Raw genomic sequence first — 18,336 nt, 5'->3', positions numbered from 1 at the left:
TTTTATCGAGCAAAAAAGGGCGTGCGAATCGCGCAGCCCCTTTTTGCTTCCTTCATCGTAATTGACTGAATTTTCTTTGTCAATCTACCTTTTTTGTCTGGCTCTTTCCTGCCATTCTTCCTTCAACATGCTGTACACGGCATGGTCGACAAAATGGTCATACAAAAACTCATTGCGCCGCAGGATTCCCTCCAGTTGAAAGCCGAGTCTCTCGGGGATCGCTCTGCTTTTCGTATTGCCTGTCGCCGCCTGAATCGTGATTTTCTCCAAGTTCCATGAACCGAAAACAAGGTGATCCATATACGCCGCCACTGCTTTGGTCATCAGCCCCTTGCCCTGAAAGCCGGCGCCAAGCCAATAGCCCAGTGATGTCTTCTTGTTGATCCAGTCCAGATTGTGCACACCGAGAGTCCCGGCCATCCGTCCGTTATACCAGATTCCGTAGTGAATCCCTTGATTGTCGTCATACTGTTGAATCGTTCTTTGGATGAAATAGCTCGTGTCATCCTCGCACTTCGTGTAATTCAGCCAAGGCAGCCACTCTTTGAGGTAGGATCGGTTCGTATCGGTGAGCCAAAACATTTCGCTGGCATCCGACAACTCCAACTGTTTGAGAAATGCTTCTTCGGAAATCGGGATCGTTCTCATGATAACCGCTCCTCCTTCTCATTCGCTTTCAACGGGCAAGCAACTTCTTACGCTCGATTATGCGGCTGGTTCCATAATTTAGCAAGAATCAGACGATCTATTCCTGAAAAAAAGCGCCCGCCATAAAAAGGCAGACGCTCCTGATACGACGGACTATTGTTTGCTTTTCGCGATCTCTTCCGGCTTGAAAATGCCCGTCTCTGTCACAATTGCGGTAATGTACTGGGCTGGCGTCACGTCAAACGCCGGATTGTACACCTTGATATCATCCGGTGCTACCTGTTTGCCCAAGCCGTGTGTGATCTCTTCTGCCGGACGTTCCTCAATCGGAATTTCCGCACCTGTCGCCGTCGCCAGATCGACAGAGGACAGCGGCGCCGCTACATAGAAAGGAATGCCATGCGCTTTTGCCAAAACGGCTACTCCATACGTGCCGATTTTGTTGGCGACGTCGCCGTTGGCCGCTACACGGTCTGTTCCCACGACAACGGCCTGCACTTTGCCTTGCGACATGACCATAGCTGCCATGTTGTCGCAAATCAAGGTGACGTCAATCCCAGCCTGCTGCAATTCATAGGCGGTCAGGCGAGCGCCTTGCAATACGGGGCGCGTCTCGTCGGCGTATACTTTCAAATCCCACCCGCGTTCTTTTGCCAAATAGAAAGGAGCGGTAGCCGTACCGTATGCAGCAGTAGCCAGCGCACCCGGATTACAGTGTGTAAGCACGCCCATGCCGTCTTGCAACAGCGTCAGCAAATGTTCGCCGATCGTGCGACATACTTCTGCGTCTTCTTTTTGAATCGCCAGTGCTTCGTCGAGCACAGCTTTTTTCAGCTCGTCAACGGGCAAGGCGGAGTTTTGTTGCACGCGTGCTTTGATCCGGTCAAGCGCCCAGAACAGATTCACAGCAGTTGGCCGGGACGTTCCCAAATAGTCTGCCTGGCTGTTCAGCTCTTGCCAAAACTGTTCATACGTTTGCGCTTCGCTGCCGCGGATTCCCAAATACAGTCCGTAGGCGGCGGCCATGCCGATTGCCGGTGCTCCGCGCACTTCCAGGCGGCGAATCGAGCCCCATACTTGTTCGGCGGTCGTCAGCTGCAAATAAATCGTTTCTACTGGCAAACGCGTCTGATCAAGCAAAACGAGTACGTCGTCTTCCCACTTGACTGGCGTTGTTTGTGTACTGGTTGTCATACTGTCGTTGCCTCCTGATAGTAGCGTGCGGTTACGTTGCGGACGATGTCCGTGATGTCTGTCGATTCCTCAATGTCGTTGCGTCCGAGAATCAGCGCTTCCCCGATCGCCAGCGCCAGTCGTTCTGCTTCGGCGCGTTTTTCGGCGTCTGCGATGGCATTCAGATCAGCCACTCCTGCCAGGCCGATCACACGGCGCAAAATTTTGCATCCGGCATAGCCTGCCGTATCCTGAATCAGTCGTTTCACGTAGCTTTGCCACAAGCCCTCGACATGAGCGCTGCGTTCTTTAGCCTGCTTGTGCCAGAGCTGGACAAACTGGGAAACAAATTCGTTCCAGACATCTTCAACCGTTTCCAGTAAGTATTCGCGGTAGGAGTCGCGTTCTCCTTGGTCATTTTGCAAGCCGTGCTGACCGGCGTAGTTGAGCAGCAGGTTGGCGATAACGGCACCGATGTCAAAACCGATCGGCCCGTAGTAGGCAAATTCGGGGTCGATCGCTTTCAGGCTGCTCTCGGTGATGAAGATGCTGCCTGTGTGCAAATCGCCGTGCAAAAGTGCTTCTGCGCGAGTCAGGAAATCGAATTTCAGCTTGGCGATTTCCAGCTTGAGCGGCTTGTTGTTCCAGATGGCCTCTACTTCTTTGCGGATCAGCGGGTTAAAGTCGTTGGTCGGCGCATTTTCATACGGGTCGGTAAAGACGAGATCTTCTGTGATTTTGCATAATTCCGGATTTATGAATGTTCCGACTAGCGCTTTTTTGTCGTACGGATGCGCCCCCAAATCGGATGTGTAGAACAAGGTTTGCGCGAGAAAACGTCCGATCTGCTTCGGAAAAAGCGGGTAGCGCTTGCCCTCAATCAAGCCTTTGCGCATGATGACGTGGTCGCCTACGTTCTCCATCACCGTCAGCGCCAGCTCCTGATCGAAGTGGTATACTTCCGGCACCAGGTCAGGCACGTATTTGTGCTGGATGCGGAGCGCTTCACTCTCGATGCGGGCACGGTCAATCGTCAGCGGCCATGATTCTCCCACGACTCTCGCAAACGGCAACGCTTGCTTCACGATGACTTTTTTTCCGGTAGCCGGCTCCTGGATATCGAACACGAGGTTCAGATTCCCGTCACCGATTTCGCGGCTGGTCAGCTCTGCTCCTTCTGTAAACAGACCCGGCAAGCCTTTTACGTACTCTACTGCTTCCTGCTCAGTCAATGCGCGGTATGCCATGATTGATTACTCCCCTCACAAATCGTTTTTTTCTCTATCTCGAACGGAATGACAAAATGGTCAGGAATCCGTGTCCAAACGCACAAAAAAGACCTCTTTCCCGAAGAAAAGAGGTCGCTGTCGCCACGTATAATAAACGTGTCATGTCCCCCTTATCTTCCAGACCACTTTTGTTTCTGCAGGAATTAGCACCGTGCACGTCGCTTTTTGTTTCAGCCGCTGCTCGCGTTGAAATAGCGTCGTGTCGGTTGCCGGGTATCATCGGGCCAGTCCCTCCACCTTCTCTGGATAAGGTATCCAAACGTATGCGGTTTTGATTTAGTTTGAATCATACAACCTGCCGTTCCACGATGTCAACACCCTTTTTTCGCAAACCGCGCTTCTCTCCTACCAGACGTGCTGAGTGCCGGAAGCAGCCGGGCGATCCCAGTTCCACCAGTCAATTTGGCCGACAAAGGCAGCGGTAATCGACTTCTCATCCTTGAGTTTGAGCAGTTCCTTCGTCGGTCCGGTCAGGACTGCTCCGTAGAGGCGAACGCCTTTTTCCTGCAAGTAGCGATAGCGCTCCTCGACTTGCGGATCGCTTCGCGAGACCAAATATTGTCCCATGTCGCGCGCGAGGCTTTTTTGCTCGACAAGGTAGGCCATTTCCCCCAAAAAGGCTGCCATCCGTCGGCTTCCTTCTCCGTTGACCTGAATCGGAGCCGCTCCGTAATTCAGCTCGTGCTCCGCAAATCCCCATGCTTCTCCCGGCCCCAAGAGCAGGTAGCCGTCTTTTTGGTCTTCGTGCCTGGCTTCCACTCCGGTGTCCACTGCCAACCAGACCGTATCCTGGTTGGCGGAGCTGATGTAGCGGGAGATTCGCTCATAATACTGCTCGTACGTCAAAAAATCAGCAAAAGAGACAGCCAACTGGGCAACGGTTCCTTCGGGGAGCTTCTCCAAAGTCGTCCAGGCTGGCGTGCGCCAATGCGCCAGTTCGTCTGCGTCCGGTTTTTGCCCGCTTTGAAGCGGATAGCGGAAAAACAGCTTTTGCTCCCTCACTCCGTTGGTCCATTGCGGCTTGGCGTTGACGTTCCACAACACGTTGGTGCTTTCAAAGCGGCCTGCGTTTTTGATGTCCGCCCCTACTCGCTCGCGAAGCTCCATCTGGATGCTGCCGTACAGCAGTCCCACCTGCGCGCCGCTGCTGCCCACGCTGACACCCGGCTGCGTAAAATTGACCATGTCCTTCGCTACCCGGTGCAGATCATCGTGCATCGACGACCCTACCCATCCGTTGACGCCCAGAAATACCACGCCAATTACAAACGGGATGGCAAAAGCGTACACGGAACTGAGCAAGCGATTTTTCCATTTTCCCCGCCGGACAATCGCCCTCTGCTTCGCTTCGGAAAGCTGGCTGTGCCCGCCCTCGTCCAGCGCGTCGAGTTCCCGTGGTTGCTGCTCTCCTTCTTCGCCCAGCAAAAGCCGCTCCAGCCGCTCTGCGCATGCCTCATCGGCTGCCAGCTCCTCGCCAAGCCGCTTTGCTTCTTCCCCTGTCAGTTCCCCTCTCAAATAAGCGAGCAGCTTTTGCTCGCGATCATGACCGTTTTGGTGCGTCATGGCCCTTCCTCCTTCCACAGCTTCCGCATCTTTTGCCGACCGCGAAACAGCGAGCGTTTGACGTCCGCCAGTTCGATCTCCAACACCTCTGCCATTTCCGCGTAGGAAAATTGCATGGCTGACAGCAAAATGACCTGTCGTTGCTTGGGCGGCAATTGCTCCAGATGCGCATATGCCTCTTTCCACAATTCCTGAGCGACCAACAGTTCCGCCGGGTCGCTCGCGGATGCGTCCGGTCGTTCCGGCATCTTTTCCATGTAGTCGACCGGGCGGCGCTTTTGCTTGCGGTGCCAATCGATAAAAGCGTGGTAAGCGACCTTGAACAGCCATGGCCTGACCTTTTCGCCGCGGTAGTCTTCCAGGGAGGCATACGCCCGGAAAAAAACCTCCTGCGTCAAGTCCTCCGCATGCCTGGTATCGCGTGTCAGCCGGAAAAGGTAGCGGTATATGTCGTTTACGTGCATCTGGTACACATACTCCAAGCCTACTTTCCCAATGCCTCCACATCCCTTCTTTACGTACCACGCCCTCTAGCGAAAAAAGTTTCACTTCCGGCCGCTTTTTCCCTCTCTACAGAGAGCACATTCCGGCAAAAAACAAAGATTGACTACGGACAACAGAAGTCATATCATGGGTGTAGCACACACGGCTGACTGGCCTGTGAACCACATAACTCTTATCGCGAGCTGGCTGAGGGACTGGCCCTATGATGCCCGGCAACCGGCGCTATTTTTTTCTTGAATAGCGAAACGGTGCTAATTCCAACGGATAAGAGTCGGTACGAGAAGCGGCATTGTTGCGTCTTCTTTCCCGACTACTGACCCGAGAGATGAGAGGAGACGAGACGTTTTTATAGTCGACAACCGCCTCCCCGCTCTGGGGAGGCTTTTTTACATGCCCGAAAGCTTCACGAAACTTTTCAAGCTGCCCAAGGAGGACTAGCATGAGTGATCAACGCATCCTCGTCACTTATTTGACGCAAGCCAAAGACTTACACAAAAAAGCAGCCGCCATCGCCGTTGGCATGACGGTCGGCTCCTGGACGGATTTGCCCGCAGCGAAGCAAGCTGAGCTGGCCCCTTATCTCGGGGAAGCCGTGAGCGCTACGCCGCTTGAGACATTGGAAAACGGCGAGACGCGCGGACTGATCACCGTCAGTTACCCGACGCGCAATTTTACGCACGACATTCCTTCGCTTTTGACCGGAATCTTCGGGAAACTGTCCATGGACGGAAAAATCAAGCTGGTGGACATCACTTTCCCTGAGTCGTTTCTACAAGCTTTTCCCGGACCAAAGTTCGGCATTGACGGACTGCGCGGACGTTTGGATGCACAAAACCGCCCGCTGTTGATGAGCATTTTCAAATCTTGCCTCGGTCTTCCGTTCGAAGATTTGAAGACGCAATTCCGGGCACAGGCGCTCGGTGGCGTCGATCTGGTCAAAGATGACGAAATCTTCTTCGCAGACGATCGCGCGCCGTTTTTGGAGCGTATCCGCGCCTTCAAGGAGATCGCGCAGGAGACAGAAGCGCAAACTGGCAAGCCTGTCCTCTACGCGGCCAACCTGACTGGCCCGATCAACGAGCTGAACGAAAAAGCAAAGCGTGCCGTGGAAGCTGGCGCAGATTGCCTGCTGTTCAACGTCCTCGCTTTTGGCTTCGATGCCTTGCACCGCCTGGCAGCCGATCCGGACGTCAACATCCCGATCATGGCCCACCCCGCTCTCGCTGGCGCTTACTATCCGTCGCCTGATTACGGGATCGCCACTCCGCTTTTGCTCGGCACCCTGATGCGAATTGCCGGAGCAGACCTGGTGCTGTTCCCGTCGCCATACGGCAACGTCGCCCTGGACAAAACAGAAGCGCTGCAACTGGCGACCAACTTGACCACTCCGCTGGAAGGCGTGCGCCGCTCGTTCCCGGTTCCATCAGCCGGCATCCATCCGGGACTCGTCCCGCAGCTTTATGCGGATTTCGGTCTGGACCAAATCGTCAATGCTGGCGGCGGCATTCACGGACATCCGGGCGGCGCTACCGCAGGGGCCAAAGCGTTCGTCGATGCAATCGCAGCAGTCACGGCTGGACACACCCTGGGAGAAGCGGCGAACCAATCGCCTGAACTGGCGGCAGCCCTGGAGAAATGGGGTGGCGCACGATGAGCAAAAAGCTCGTGCTGTTCTGCGATTTTGACGGAACCATTACGGAAAAAGACAACATCGTCGCGATTGTAAAAAAATTCGCTCCCCCTGAGTGGGAAGCTCTTACCGAACAAATTTTGTCGCAAAAAATCAGCGTACAGGAAGGCGTCGGCAAGCTGTTTCAGCTCTTGCCCTCCTCCCTGCGCCAGAACATTGTGGACTACATCGTGAACGAAGCGACCATTCGCCCCGGCTTTGCCGATTTTGTCCGCTTTTGCCGCGAGGAAGGCATCGAACTGCTGATCACGAGCGGCGGCATCGACTTTTTCGTAAAGCCGATCCTCGCTCCGTTTGATTTGGATCATGTCCCGATTTACTGCAACGGCAGCGACTTCTCCGGAGAGAACATCACGATTACGTGGCCGCATTCCTGCGACGAGCATTGCACAAACGGCTGTGGCATGTGCAAGACAACCATTATTCGCCGCTACGATCCCGCCACTCACTATCGTGTCGTCATTGGTGATTCCATCACTGACCTGGCTGGCGCCAAAATTGCCGATTTCGTGATCGCCCGCTCCTTCCTCGCGCAAAAAGCCGAGGAGCTACAGCTGTCACACAGCACTTTCGCCACCTTCCACGACGTGATCGCCACACTTACGCAACTGAAACAGGAGGTTGTCTGACACATGACCGCAACACTCGAACAGCGTCTGGACGCGTTTCGTCGTCTCGATGACGCCAAGCTGACATTTGCCCGCCGGGACTGGTTTCCCGGCACAAGCGGCAATCTCTCCATCAAGATTCAAGACGAGCCGCTGCAATTTGCCGTGACGGCAAGCGGCAAGGACAAGACGAAGCTGTCGCCGGAAGACTATCTGGTGGTCGATCAAGATTCCCGTCCCGTGGAGGCAACCTCGCTCAAGCCGTCCGCCGAAACGTTGATCCACGCAGTCGTCTATCAAAAGTTTGCCAAAGCAGGTGCCTGCTTCCACGTCCATACGGTCTGGAACAATCTCATCTCCGAGCTGTACTTCGGCCAACGGGCTTTCACCATTCAAGGCCAGGAGCTGATCAAGGGCCTTGGGATTTGGGAGGAAAATGCGCGGATCACTGTTCCGATTGTTGAGAACTTTGCCGATATTCCGACCCTCGCAGCCGCGATCGAAAAAGTCATCACCCCGGAAATTCCGGGTGTTCTGATCCGCAACCACGGCATTTACGCCTGGGGCGGCAACGACTTTGAAGCGAAGCGCCACCTGGAAGCATTTGAATTTCTGTTTGAGTACCACGCCCGCTGGCTGCAGCTGCGCCAAGCTGTCGTGTCCACTACATCCAACTAATCAAGGGAGGCAAGCATCATGGCACAAATTCGTTTCCACGACAACAACGAGTACATTTCCGCTCCGGAGGAAGTCATTTCCTTCCTGGACACCCAAGAAATCATTTATGAAAAATGGGATGTAGCTCGCCTCGATCCGAAGCACCGCGACAACTACAGCCCGACAGACGAAGAAAAGCAAGAAATTCTCGACACCTTCAAGCCGGAAATCGATGCGATCAGCCAACGCCGCGGCTACTTGACTGCCGATATTATCGTCCTCTCCGACAAAACGCCGAACCTCGACGAGCTGTTGGTAAAATTCAAAGGCGAGCATCACCACACAGATGATGAGTGCCGCTTCTGCGTAGACGGGCACGGCATTTTCGCGATCAAAGGAAAAGACGGACGTTACTTCGACGTTGAGCTTTCCCCTGGCGATCTGATTTCGGTACCGCCGAACTTCCGCCACTACTTCACGCTGATGGATGACCGCAAAATCAAAGCGATCCGTCTGTTTGTCACACCTGCTGGCTGGGAAGCTATCTACTAATACAAAGTGCGGAATGCGAAACACCCTGGAGCGAATGCTGCACCAGGGTGTTCTTGTTTCTTTTAACGTATTTTAGCGGATGACGCCGTTGCCCTTGATCGACAGCTCCGGCACGAACTTCACTTCCGCCTGGGCAAAAGCTTTGGGCCAATTATCTTGCACCTTTTTCCACTCCTGATACGCATGCGCTCGCGCGTACAACCCGAATCCGAATGGATCGACTTCATTTTGCTGGCACTTCACGACCAGTTTCTCAAATTCTTTGCGCAGCTCCGCATTAACCATCTGCTCCATGTCCTTATAATCCTTTTCCATGTCAAAAGGGAACAATCTCTCCGAAATACCGCCGCCGAACTTCATCTTTACTTCGAAATGAAACTTGCCGTCCCGAAAGGTCGTCTTCACTTTTTTGGATGCTTGCTTTGCGATGAGGCTGACTCTGTGCTTGATCATCTTTTTGCTGTCATTGGGCGCAGGGATCGGCACCGTAAAGGTCACTTCGCCCTCTTTTCCGTGCAGAAACAACTGGAGCAGCATCGTTTCCTGACTTTGCAGCAGCTCGACATACGTGCCCTCCTTGCTCAGCACCGCTGTTCCCAAAATCTTGATCGCTTTTTCTTTGCCCACAGCCGTGATGGTTGGATTAATCCCTTTTTCAAACATTTGCCGATGAAAATCTTGCGCCCTCGTCCGCACGGTCAAATTCCGCTGATTAGCGGTATCGATCAGCTTGGTCAGATGCAGGGACAGCCTCGGCTTGTCTGGCGGTTGAAAGTGAAACAAGTCACCTACCTCGCCGTCAAAATAGACCATCCGGGCGTTGACCGTAAAGCGCGCATCACGGAAAATGACGTCGAGAATCTTGAACCAGTCAGGGTGCTCCAAAAGTCGCTTTCCCAGCACGATCGCCTGGATTTTCCCTGAAAGAGTAAGCCCCGTCACCATCTCGTCCAATCGTGCCCGCGCCTGTCGGAAAGACTCCGCTTTTACGCCAAATTCTTCGCTTTTTTTCTTCGCTTCTCGGCTGAAAACCGGACTGGACAAATAAAACAGCAGCTCATCCTTCTCATTCACGTCAACTCCGGCCATCAGCGTAATCGTCGCATCTTCCAAATCGATTCGATCCATGCAGCCCGACAAAAAGAAAAACAGCGCCGAGATCAACAGCAGCTTTCCGGCTTTGCTCATCCCTTTTGCCCCCCTTTTCCGCGCCGAAACAACTGGATCGCCAGCCACCAGATCACGGGGATGATGTATCCGCCAACCATTCCAGTCATGCTCCACACCTCGCTCCACTTTTTCAGATCGATGAACGTGGGCGTATACAGCCAGGCTCCCACGACGATCAGGATCATCAGAATGAACAAGTGCTTGCGATGATCGGCTGACCCGACCATTTGGCTCGTCGTGAACACCGTAAAATACATGTACGGCAGCGTGGTCGTCGACAAAAAGAACAAGTAGAACGCAAGAAAAATGATGTCGATTCGCTCCAGAAAGCGATACTCGATTACTTTCCACAAATTGAGTGTCGGCCACGTATATTGCGTGATTTCATCCGGACTAAAAAAGGAAAAGCTGAACACAGTAATATGCATAAAAATCAGCATGGACAATGTGTTTGCCACCACAATTCCCAGCGAGGCATACTGTTTTCGCTGCAAAAACGGGTACAGAAAAAACGCCAGCTCAAACCCGAGAAAGGACAAAATCGTCGATTTGGTTGCGGAGAAAACCGGCATCCACCCTTCTTTTAGCACAGGCAGCAAGTGAAGCCAATTGGAATACGGCAAGATGGAAAAGACAACGATCGGCATCCACAGCGTCAAGTAAAAAATCAACTCGGCATACCGTCCCAGCACCCGCAGCCCGCCCTGCACAACCATATAGGTAGGGATCACCGTCAATATCGCCAAAACGTATCCTGGCGTCTGGGACAAAATCCACACGTTCACAATCCCGATCCCGTTGGCGATTACCGTCATGGCGGCGAGGGCGCAATAACAGGCGACAAGCGCGGAAACGACCATTCCCAGCCATTTGCCAAAAAAGACGGGAATCAAATCGACGATCGTTTTGCCCGGATAGCGCTTCATGATGTTCACAATGAGGAGGCTTGCCACAGTAGCGCATACCCAGCCAATGAGAATGGAAATCCATCCGTCCGTTCCCGCTTCCTCGGCCAACTCTCGCGGCATGGACAAGACTCCGATCCCCACTTGTGTTCCATGAATAAAAAATACGTACTGGAGGACAGTCAGCTCGTTAAATGCGTATTTTTTCATTCGCCATCCCCCCGAGGACGGTTATCCCCCTGACGCTTGGACTGGACGACGCGGGCGCTGGCCGGACGATTTTTCATGCTCCACAACGGCAAGCGCAGAAACAAGTCCTTCCAGTCTGAAAATCGTACGGGTGCCAGGGGACTTCCGTAAGGCACGCCCAAAGATTCCAGCGAGATCAAATGACCGATCAGCCCCATCATCCCGATCACAATGCCAATAATCCCGAACATCGCAGCCAGTCCCATCATCAAAAACCGCAGCAGCCGCACTGCTGACGCCATGTCGTAGTTCGGGATGATAAAGGAAGAGATCGCGGTAAAAGCGACTACAATCACCATGATGTTGCTGACGATCCCGGCCTGTACAACCGCCTGTCCGATAACGATACCGCCGACGATGCCCACCGTCTGTCCGATCGGCGCAGGCAGCCTCACCCCGGCTTCCCGCAACATTTCCAGCGTCAGTTCCATGATCATCGCTTCCAGCAAGGGAGGAAACGGCACTCTCTCCCGCGACTCTCCCACTGACAAAATCAAGTCGAGCGGAATGACCTCGTAGTTAAAAGAGATCACCGCGATGTAGACGGCTGGCAAAAAGGTAGCCACCAGAAACGCCATGAAGCGCAACAGCCGGATAAAAGTGGCGACCAGCCAGCGGGTACTGTAGTCGTCCACATTTTGAAAAAACGAGGCAAAAGTCGCAGGGCCGATCAAAACGCTGGGAGAGCGATCGACGACAACAGCAACCTTTCCCTGCAAAATGTGCGAAGCAACCGAGTCCGGCCGTTCTGTCATCATGAATTGCGGAAAAGGCGAGTACGGGTTGTCCTCCACCAGCTCCTCCAGCTCTCCCGTGTTCAAAATCGAATCGATCCGAATCAGCTTGATTCGATCCTCAAACTCTTGCAGCACCTCGGGATGAACCACATCTGCCAAAAACAGCAGCGACACCCTTGTCGGCGCCCTGTCCCCCACCCAATACTCCTTGATCTTCATCTCCCGATTGGGAAGATAGCGGCGGATCAAGGCGATGTTTTGCATCCCTGTCTCGACGAAGCCTTGATGCGCTCCCTTCAAGGACGCTTCAAGCTGAGGGTCCTCGATGGCGCGCTGCGGCCAGCCATGTGTCTCGACAGCGAGCGCTTCTTTGCGCCCCTCGATAAACAGCAAGCTGCTGCCATCGAGAATCTGCCTTTCGACCTCGTGAAAATCGTATATATTAAACACTTTTCCTACGGACAAAAGATCGTAGATGCTGGCAGGCCCTTCGCTTTGCTGGGAAAGAAGCGGCCGAAGCACATTGTTGTTCACCGAGCTTTTGTCTACCAAACCCGTCAAATAGACCAGCGCGACGCTTCCCTCGACAAACTTGCTCTCGAACGTACGGATTACTAGATCGGGCGTCAGGGTAAACATCGTGCGCAACTCTGTGATGTTATCGCTTAAACTGTCACTGATCTCACGCGCAGGCACCGGGACAGAAGAGTGACTGAATCTGTCTTTTGCCGATGCCCTTCTTCGTCTCAGCCATCCTCTCATCCCCATCTGTTTTGGTTCCCATCCTCTGCGTAGTTTGTTGTATTAGCGTTCGTGACTGATTCCAAAAATATGCATTCAACTTCTCACAAGCGAACGCGAAAATCGCATAAATCCAAACGACCTGCAAATACTGACAGGAGAACTGGAACAGTTTGGCGGGAGACTCATGAAAAATGGACTAGCCTTTACCCAAATCGTAGTGATGCTGATGCTGACAAATGGACTGATGAATCACGTTCTGGTCATCCCCATGATGTTGGACTCGGCCAAAAGAGATTCCTGGATATCCGTCCTGTTTGCAGGCGTCTTATACCTTATCTGGACGGCTCTGCTCTATTTCATTTACCGCAAAACAGGCAGCGAGCCGCTCCTGCAATGGATGAAGCAGCGCTATGGCCCGGCTGTCGCTTACTTTCTGGCCATCTTGATCTCGCTCTATTGCTTTGTCATCGCCACGACCACCTTGACAGATACGGTCACGTGGATCAATTTATCCTTTGCCCCGCAAACCCCGCTCTCTGTCCATGCAGGTCTGTTCGCCCTGCTTTGCCTGGGAAATGCTTTGCTCGGCATCCGGTCGATTGCCGTGACTTCGACCGTTTTATTGCCCTTTGTCGTAGTGCTCGGATTTTTCGTGATGGCGACCAATTTCCAAAACAAAGACTACAGTCTGCTGCTCCCGATCATGGAAGATGGCCTGGCGCCTGTAGCCAAAGGCATGGTGTACGCAGGGGCAGGCTTTACCGAGATGATCCTGTTTTTGCTGATCAAACATCACTTGCGCGCTCCAATGCCCTACTATCAAATTTTTTTGCTTGCTGTCATCTTCATCGGTTTGACCATCGGACCGACCATTGGCGCCATCGTGGAGTTCGGGCCGCTGGAGGCGACCAAGCTGCGCTATCCGGCTTACGAGGAATGGCGGCTGGCCAACATTGGCCTGTACATTGAGCATCTGGACTTTTTAAGCATCTACCAGTGGTTTAGCGGAGCGTTCACACGCGTCTCCCTATCCCTGCTCCTCATTGTCGATGTATTTTTAATTCCAAAAGGACGCTCGCGCTTCTGGTGGCTGCTCGGACTTTGTTTCCTCGCGACCGTGCTTTCGCTCTATCCGATCAGTACGATTGAATTTTACAGTTTGCTGTCCAAGCTGATTCTGCCTGCCATGCTCGTCCTGGCTGTATCGCTTTCCCTTTTGCTAGCGCTCCTGACAGCCTTTGCCCCAAGGAGGAAGCCACATGAAAAATCGTAGGTTTGCCAAGGTGAAGCAGGTGCTGGAACACTCTACTGCCACAGCGGACCATGCAGAGCTTTCCTCCCTTAGCATGCGGTCTTTTCATGAGCTGTTTACGGACTGCAATGACGTTTGCATCGAGGAACATACATTGATCCCTGGCCCCGAGCCCTGCTATGTCTCCTTCGTATACTCCGACTGCATTTGTGACCTGGACCGGATCAGCGAATATTTGATGCCGCAGCTGACCCGGCTGTTTTCCGACGAGGAGATCAGGAGCGCGGATGATTTGCGCGAGAAAAAGCTGTTTTTCATGAACGAGTTGACGTACCCGACCGATATTGGCTGGATTTGCAGGCACGTCTTTAGCGGAAACCTGCTCATGGTGTTCGAGGAGTTTCAAATCGCTTTTTACGTCGAGACAGGCAATCCGCCCAAGCGCGATCCCGAAGAGTCCAATACCGATGTGTCCATCCGCGGACCTCGGGATGGGTTCACGGAGGAGATCAGTACGAATCTGGCTTTGATTCGCAAAAGAATGCGGACACACCAGTTGAAGTATCTCCCATACATCCTGGGCAGCCACACCCACACACGAGTCGGTCTCTTGTACCTGAAAGACCAGATCGCGCCAGAGCTGGAACGCGAGATATGCTCGCGCCTGGATAAGTTGGGCAGCAAGGGCATCATCAGCGGGTTGCAAGTAGAAGAGAACTTATCCCACACCCCATTGACATTGCTCCCGGAGTACCAATACTCGGGAAGACCTGACTACGTGACCAACGCTTTGTTAAAAGGACGTTTTGCCATTTTAGTTGACGGTTCCCCGACCGCCTTGATCGGCCCTGTCAACTTTTCCATGCTGCTGAACGCCGCAGAAGATGCCAGCTCCTCTGTCTTCTCGATCGCCTTTGTCCGGTTTCTGCGGATTTTCTGCGTGCTGATCGCCCTGTTTTTGCCCGGCTTTTGGGTCGCCCTGATCACTTATCATCAGGAACAGCTGCCCTACACATTGATCGCCACCATCGTAAAATCGCGGCAAGGAGTGCCGTTGCCTGCTGCCCTCGAAGTGTTGCTCATGGTGCTGCTGTTTGAGCTGTTCAAGGAGGCTGGCCTGCGTCTGCCCATGGCGATCGGCCAAACGCTTTCGGTCGTCGGCGGATTGATCGTCGGACAAGCTGCGATTTCAGCCGGACTGACCTCTACAGGCAGCCTTGTAATTGTGGCGCTTTCTGTCATGGCAACGTTCACCCTGACGAACCAGCACATTGTCGGAACGATCACCTTGCTCCGGCTTGGCATCAGCGTAGTCTGCTCGCTTTTGGGGATGTTCGGTTTTATGATCTCGGCTCTGGCGACACTTTTGTACTTTGCCAACATGCGTTCCTTTGGCTTGTATTACTTGTCTCCGCTCGCACCGACTTTCTGGCCCGATTTGTACAAAACCGTGTTTCGCACGCCATGGCGCAAAGCCGAACGAAGTCCCGAGTTCCTGCACGACCCTTCGGAAAAAGGGGAGGGCCAACGATGATGCCCCACCTTCGAGCGATTGCAATCACACTCGTTTTCCCTGTTTTGCTCTGCGGTTGCTGGAACGCGCGGGAAATTGAAAATTTGCTTTACGTCAACGCCCTCGGCATCGATTACGTTAACGATGAGTTTGTCGTGTACGCGCAAATCTTGAGCTTTTCCAGCATCGCCAAAACAGAAGCTGGCGGCGCGCGCTCCACCAGTGGATCGGCTGTGGCCAAAGGAACTGGCAAAACGTTCGTAAACGCGCTGTTCAACATTTATCCCACCAGCCAAAAGCAAATGACCTGGAGCCATATCCGCTCCATCGTCTTTAGTGAAAGCGCCTTGGAAAAGAAACATATGGAGGAGATTTTGGACGAGCTGGACCGTTTTTACGAGTTTCGCTACACGCTCTGGACGTTTGCCACCAAAGACCCGATTATCGACATTTTCAATGCAAAGCAGGTGTTCGATTTGCCTGTGATTTACTCGCAACTGGCGAATCCATCCGATCTGTATGAGCAAAACTCTGTGCTGCGTCCGATGAAGCTGTTTCAATTCATCGCGAGAAGAGATGAACCGAACCTCGTTGTCTACGTCCCGATTCTTTCGATCAACCGAAACAGCTGGAGCGAAGACAAGAAAGCGTTGCCCAAATTAAAGATGATCGGCGCATGCCTGCTGCAAAACTTGGAGTCCCGAGGCTGCTGGCCGCGCTCAGACTTGCTGGGGCTGCGCTGGCTCGATGAACACACCGTCCGGACACTGCTAGGGATCAGCAAAGGAGGGCAACTGCTGGCGATGACCATCCTCGAAAAGCCCAAAGTGAAAATCGAGCCACGATTGCAAAACGGCACCGTAACCTTCGCCATCGACATTCACGCCACTGGCTATATCACGCAGGTAGTGACAGTCGGGCCGATCAATGAAATCGAAAAGGAAGCAGCGAAAAAAATCGAGGCGGAAGTACGGGCGCTTTTTGCAAAGGGCCGAAAACATAACATCGACACCTTGCAGCTGGGACACGCTCTCTATCGCAAATACCCGCAAGAGTGGAAACGATTGCAGAAAAACAACGCGCTCCCGCTTTCGCAAGAATCGCTGTCTGCCGTCAACGTTCAGGTGAAGCTAAACAACGGGGGCATCTCGAAAGTGAAGCAAGCCAACTGAGGCAATCCGTCGACTGCAAGCAAACATCTCCCGTATCAGAAAAGTCGGCGGGACATTTTTCGCACACAAAAAAGAGCAGAGATATGTCCCTGCTCTTTTTTCGTGCCTGTTTTAGCTTATACGACGTAGCCGCCTGCTTCGATCACGCGATCAGCAATAGCCCGCTTCAATCCAACGGTGTTGATCGGTGTGCGGCGAGTCAGTTTTTTCAAAATGGAGAGACGCAGGCGCAGTTCATCGCCTTCTTCCATCGCAGCGAGCGCTTCTTTGGCCCACGCCTCAACGCGGTCAAACGCTTCATGCACATACACTGCTGTCAGCGCGAGCTTGTGCTGCTCGGCTTCCAGTCCGTTTGCGGCAACCGCTTTTTCCGTACGCTTCACGATGCTGTCCATCGCGTACAGCTCGATCAGCATGTCGGCAGCAAAAGCGAGCAGCTCCTGTTCTTTGGAGATCGCTTGCTGGTATTTCATCAGCGCAGAGCCTGCGACCATCAAAATGATTTTGCGAGTCATGCCGAGCAGATGCTTTTCGACAGCAAGCGGCGCATCCTCGATTTCCTCCGGGTAGTAGCTCATCAGCTCGGCTTGCAAGCTCGTCGCTGCTTGCATGAGAGGCAGTTCGCCTTTCATCGCCTTTTTCACCAGCGTATCCGGGATGAGCAAGCGGTTGATTTCATTCGTCCCTTCAAAAATCCGGTTGATCCGCGAGTCGCGGTACATGTTCTCAATCTCGTATTCCGACATGAAGCCGTAGCCGCCGTGGATTTGCACGCCCTCGTCCACGCAGTAGTCCAGCACTTCCGTAGCAAACACTTTGTTGATCGAGCATTCGATGGCGTAATCGGCAATCGCCTTCGCTACTTCCGCGCCGTCATCCGCTTTCTCGCCCAGGCGGCTAAGCGCGGTGTCGAACAAGCCAACCGTCCGGTAGACGGAGCTTTCTGCGGCGTACGCTTTGGTAGCCATGTTCGCCAGCTTGTTTTTGATCAGCGTGAAGTTGGCGATAGGTGTTTTAAACTGCTTGCGTTCCTTCGCGTAGTTCGTCGCCAGCTCCAATGCTTTTTTCGCCGAGCCGACCGCCCCAACAGCCAGCTTGTACCGGCCTACGTTCAAAATGTTGAAGGCGATGACGTGGCCTCTGCCCGGCTCGCCCAACAGATTGGCTACTGGAACAGGCACATCCTGCAAAATGACCGTACGAGTCGAGGAGCATTTGATGCCCATTTTCTTCTCTTCCGGGCCAAACGATACGCCAGGGAAGTCCCGCTCCACGATGAAAGCCGTGAACTTCTCGCCGTCAATTTTTGCGTACACAATGAACACGTCTGCAAAGCCTGCGTTGGTGATCCACTGTTTTTCCCCGTTGAGAATGTAATGGGTGCCGTCTGCGGAAAGAGTCGCTGTCGTCTTGGCGCCAAGCGCATCAGAGCCGGAGCCTGGTTCGGTCAGGCAGTACGCTGCGATCCGTTTTCCATAGGCCAGATCGGGCAAGTAGCGCTGCTTCTGATCCTCGTTCCCGAAGTACACAATCGGCAAGGAACCGATTCCTACATGGGCGCCGTAGCTCAGCGCGAAGCCGCGTGCGAGCGAAAATTTCTCGGTGACGAGCGCGGTGCTGACTTTATCCAGACCAAGCCCATCGTATTTCTCCGGCACATCGCCAGCCAAAAGTCCCAATTCCCCTGCTTCCTTCAGCAACCGCACGGAAATGTCGAAGCTGTGCTTTTCCAGTTCCTCCAGATGCGGGCGAACTTCATTGACGACAAAATCTTCCGTCGTTTTCGCGATCATTTTTTGCTCGTCGCTGTACTCCTCCGGCACGAATACATCGTCAGCCGAACCAGCATCAATCAAAAAGCTCCCACCGCGGATCAATTCTTTTGTATCTGCCATACTATCCCTCTCCTT

At 53.4% G+C, this 18,336-nt stretch carries 16 protein-coding genes and 2 riboswitches; of the genes, 7 read left to right on the top strand and 9 right to left on the bottom strand.

What is annotated here, in order from left to right; genetic code table 11:
- Positions 1 to 84: 84 nt before the first annotated feature.
- The 5 genes from IRJ17_RS09335 to IRJ17_RS09315 form a co-directional block, all read right to left on the bottom strand.
- Positions 85 to 648 (bottom strand): GNAT family N-acetyltransferase, encoded by a 564-nt coding sequence (locus IRJ17_RS09335; RefSeq protein WP_242774433.1) that lies wholly within the window; start codon positions 646 to 648, stop codon positions 85 to 87.
- A gap of 153 nt (positions 649 to 801) precedes the next feature.
- Positions 802 to 1,842, bottom strand: coding sequence for an S-methyl-5-thioribose-1-phosphate isomerase (gene mtnA / locus IRJ17_RS09330; RefSeq protein WP_173596712.1), 1,041 nt, complete (start codon positions 1,840 to 1,842; stop codon positions 802 to 804).
- The gene (mtnK, locus tag IRJ17_RS09325) at positions 1,839 to 3,068 is read right to left on the bottom strand and encodes an S-methyl-5-thioribose kinase (RefSeq protein WP_122964424.1); all 1,230 of its coding nucleotides are present in this window, start codon (positions 3,066 to 3,068) and stop codon (positions 1,839 to 1,841) included. The genes mtnA and mtnK overlap by 4 nt, the downstream gene beginning before the upstream one ends.
- A 149-nt stretch (positions 3,069 to 3,217) precedes the next feature.
- Positions 3,218 to 3,363: riboswitch (SAM riboswitch) on the bottom strand.
- A 92-nt stretch (positions 3,364 to 3,455) separates the two neighbouring features.
- Positions 3,456 to 4,673 carry an anti-sigma factor gene (locus IRJ17_RS09320; RefSeq protein ID WP_173596711.1) on the bottom strand — a complete coding sequence of 406 codons (1,218 nt, stop codon included), beginning with the start codon at positions 4,671 to 4,673 and terminating at the stop codon, positions 3,456 to 3,458.
- Positions 4,670 to 5,146 (bottom strand): sigma-70 family RNA polymerase sigma factor, encoded by a 477-nt coding sequence (locus IRJ17_RS09315; RefSeq protein ID WP_173596769.1) that lies wholly within the window; start codon positions 5,144 to 5,146, stop codon positions 4,670 to 4,672. Before IRJ17_RS09315 ends, IRJ17_RS09320 begins: the two co-directional genes overlap by 4 nt.
- A 200-nt stretch (positions 5,147 to 5,346) precedes the next feature.
- Positions 5,347 to 5,448, top strand: a riboswitch (SAM riboswitch).
- A gap of 168 nt (positions 5,449 to 5,616) precedes the next feature.
- Between IRJ17_RS09315 and IRJ17_RS09310 the strand changes: the two genes are divergently transcribed.
- The 4 genes from IRJ17_RS09310 to IRJ17_RS09295 are packed head-to-tail and all read left to right on the top strand — an operon-like array spanning position 5,617 to position 8,684.
- Positions 5,617 to 6,831: a 2,3-diketo-5-methylthiopentyl-1-phosphate enolase gene (locus IRJ17_RS09310; protein WP_122964422.1), complete on the top strand. Its 1,215-nt coding sequence runs from the start codon at positions 5,617 to 5,619 to the stop codon at positions 6,829 to 6,831.
- Positions 6,828 to 7,496, top strand: a complete 669-nt coding sequence (locus tag IRJ17_RS09305) for a 2-hydroxy-3-keto-5-methylthiopentenyl-1-phosphate phosphatase (RefSeq protein WP_122964421.1) — start codon at positions 6,828 to 6,830, stop codon at positions 7,494 to 7,496. Before IRJ17_RS09310 ends, IRJ17_RS09305 begins: the two co-directional genes overlap by 4 nt.
- Before the next feature lie 3 nt (positions 7,497 to 7,499).
- Positions 7,500 to 8,153, top strand: coding sequence for a methylthioribulose 1-phosphate dehydratase (locus IRJ17_RS09300; protein ID WP_122964420.1), 654 nt, complete (start codon positions 7,500 to 7,502; stop codon positions 8,151 to 8,153).
- A gap of 18 nt (positions 8,154 to 8,171) precedes the next feature.
- Complete coding sequence (locus IRJ17_RS09295) at positions 8,172 to 8,684, top strand: 1,2-dihydroxy-3-keto-5-methylthiopentene dioxygenase (RefSeq protein ID WP_063227299.1); 513 nt, start codon at positions 8,172 to 8,174, stop codon at positions 8,682 to 8,684.
- 72 nt (positions 8,685 to 8,756) lie between these two features.
- Here IRJ17_RS09295 and IRJ17_RS09290 read toward each other — a convergent pair whose 3' ends face one another.
- Genes IRJ17_RS09290 through IRJ17_RS09280 form a run of 3 tightly spaced genes read right to left on the bottom strand, consistent with a single transcriptional unit; the run spans position 8,757 to position 12,513 of the window.
- The gene (locus IRJ17_RS09290; protein WP_122964419.1) at positions 8,757 to 9,872 is read right to left on the bottom strand and encodes a Ger(x)C family spore germination protein; all 1,116 of its coding nucleotides are present in this window, start codon (positions 9,870 to 9,872) and stop codon (positions 8,757 to 8,759) included.
- On the bottom strand, positions 9,869 to 10,969 hold the full coding sequence (locus IRJ17_RS09285) for a GerAB/ArcD/ProY family transporter (protein WP_173598513.1): 1,101 nt from the start codon (positions 10,967 to 10,969) through the stop codon (positions 9,869 to 9,871). Before IRJ17_RS09285 ends, IRJ17_RS09290 begins: the two co-directional genes overlap by 4 nt.
- The gene (locus IRJ17_RS09280) at positions 10,966 to 12,513 is read right to left on the bottom strand and encodes a spore germination protein (RefSeq protein ID WP_122964417.1); all 1,548 of its coding nucleotides are present in this window, start codon (positions 12,511 to 12,513) and stop codon (positions 10,966 to 10,968) included. The genes IRJ17_RS09285 and IRJ17_RS09280 overlap by 4 nt, the downstream gene beginning before the upstream one ends.
- Before the next feature lie 160 nt (positions 12,514 to 12,673).
- Between IRJ17_RS09280 and IRJ17_RS09275 the strand changes: the two genes are divergently transcribed.
- From IRJ17_RS09275 to IRJ17_RS09265, 3 genes are read left to right on the top strand one after another with little or no spacing between them, the layout of a single operon-like run.
- On the top strand, positions 12,674 to 13,762 hold the full coding sequence (locus IRJ17_RS09275; RefSeq protein WP_122964416.1) for an endospore germination permease: 1,089 nt from the start codon (positions 12,674 to 12,676) through the stop codon (positions 13,760 to 13,762).
- The gene (locus IRJ17_RS09270; protein WP_242774431.1) at positions 13,749 to 15,275 is read left to right on the top strand and encodes a spore germination protein; all 1,527 of its coding nucleotides are present in this window, start codon (positions 13,749 to 13,751) and stop codon (positions 15,273 to 15,275) included. Before IRJ17_RS09275 ends, IRJ17_RS09270 begins: the two co-directional genes overlap by 14 nt.
- Positions 15,272 to 16,426: a Ger(x)C family spore germination protein gene (locus IRJ17_RS09265; protein ID WP_229049748.1), complete on the top strand. Its 1,155-nt coding sequence runs from the start codon at positions 15,272 to 15,274 to the stop codon at positions 16,424 to 16,426. Before IRJ17_RS09270 ends, IRJ17_RS09265 begins: the two co-directional genes overlap by 4 nt.
- Before the next feature lie 116 nt (positions 16,427 to 16,542).
- Here IRJ17_RS09265 and IRJ17_RS09260 read toward each other — a convergent pair whose 3' ends face one another.
- Positions 16,543 to 18,321, bottom strand: coding sequence for an acyl-CoA dehydrogenase family protein (locus IRJ17_RS09260; RefSeq protein WP_122964414.1), 1,779 nt, complete (start codon positions 18,319 to 18,321; stop codon positions 16,543 to 16,545).
- Positions 18,322 to 18,336: the final 15 nt, after the last annotated feature.

It is taken from the genome of Brevibacillus parabrevis, from assembly GCF_022701015.1.
Classification (GTDB): domain Bacteria; phylum Bacillota; class Bacilli; order Brevibacillales; family Brevibacillaceae; genus Brevibacillus; species Brevibacillus parabrevis.
This window is presented reverse-complemented; position numbering and strand designations above follow the sequence as displayed.

What these genes read in the sequence shown, in the direction of transcription:
- IRJ17_RS09335 (WP_242774433.1), bottom strand. Translation starts at nt 648, where the DNA reads ATGAGAACGATCCCGATTTCCGAAGAAGCATTTCTCAAACAGTTGGAG.
- mtnA (WP_173596712.1), bottom strand. Translation starts at nt 1,842, where the DNA reads ATGACAACCAGTACACAAACAACGCCAGTCAAGTGGGAAGACGACGTA.
- mtnK (WP_122964424.1), bottom strand. Translation starts at nt 3,068, where the DNA reads ATGGCATACCGCGCATTGACTGAGCAGGAAGCAGTAGAGTACGTAAAA.
- IRJ17_RS09320 (WP_173596711.1), bottom strand. Translation starts at nt 4,673, where the DNA reads ATGACGCACCAAAACGGTCATGATCGCGAGCAAAAGCTGCTCGCTTAT.
- IRJ17_RS09310 (WP_122964422.1), top strand. Translation starts at nt 5,617, where the DNA reads ATGAGTGATCAACGCATCCTCGTCACTTATTTGACGCAAGCCAAAGAC.
- IRJ17_RS09305 (WP_122964421.1), top strand. Translation starts at nt 6,828, where the DNA reads ATGAGCAAAAAGCTCGTGCTGTTCTGCGATTTTGACGGAACCATTACG.
- IRJ17_RS09300 (WP_122964420.1), top strand. Translation starts at nt 7,500, where the DNA reads ATGACCGCAACACTCGAACAGCGTCTGGACGCGTTTCGTCGTCTCGAT.
- IRJ17_RS09295 (WP_063227299.1), top strand. Translation starts at nt 8,172, where the DNA reads ATGGCACAAATTCGTTTCCACGACAACAACGAGTACATTTCCGCTCCG.
- IRJ17_RS09290 (WP_122964419.1), bottom strand. Translation starts at nt 9,872, where the DNA reads ATGAGCAAAGCCGGAAAGCTGCTGTTGATCTCGGCGCTGTTTTTCTTT.
- IRJ17_RS09285 (WP_173598513.1), bottom strand. Translation starts at nt 10,969, where the DNA reads ATGAAAAAATACGCATTTAACGAGCTGACTGTCCTCCAGTACGTATTT.
- IRJ17_RS09280 (WP_122964417.1), bottom strand. Translation starts at nt 12,513, where the DNA reads ATGGGGATGAGAGGATGGCTGAGACGAAGAAGGGCATCGGCAAAAGAC.
- IRJ17_RS09275 (WP_122964416.1), top strand. Translation starts at nt 12,674, where the DNA reads ATGAAAAATGGACTAGCCTTTACCCAAATCGTAGTGATGCTGATGCTG.
- IRJ17_RS09270 (WP_242774431.1), top strand. Translation starts at nt 13,749, where the DNA reads ATGAAAAATCGTAGGTTTGCCAAGGTGAAGCAGGTGCTGGAACACTCT.
- IRJ17_RS09265 (WP_229049748.1), top strand. Translation starts at nt 15,272, where the DNA reads ATGATGCCCCACCTTCGAGCGATTGCAATCACACTCGTTTTCCCTGTT.
- IRJ17_RS09260 (WP_122964414.1), bottom strand. Translation starts at nt 18,321, where the DNA reads ATGGCAGATACAAAAGAATTGATCCGCGGTGGGAGCTTTTTGATTGAT.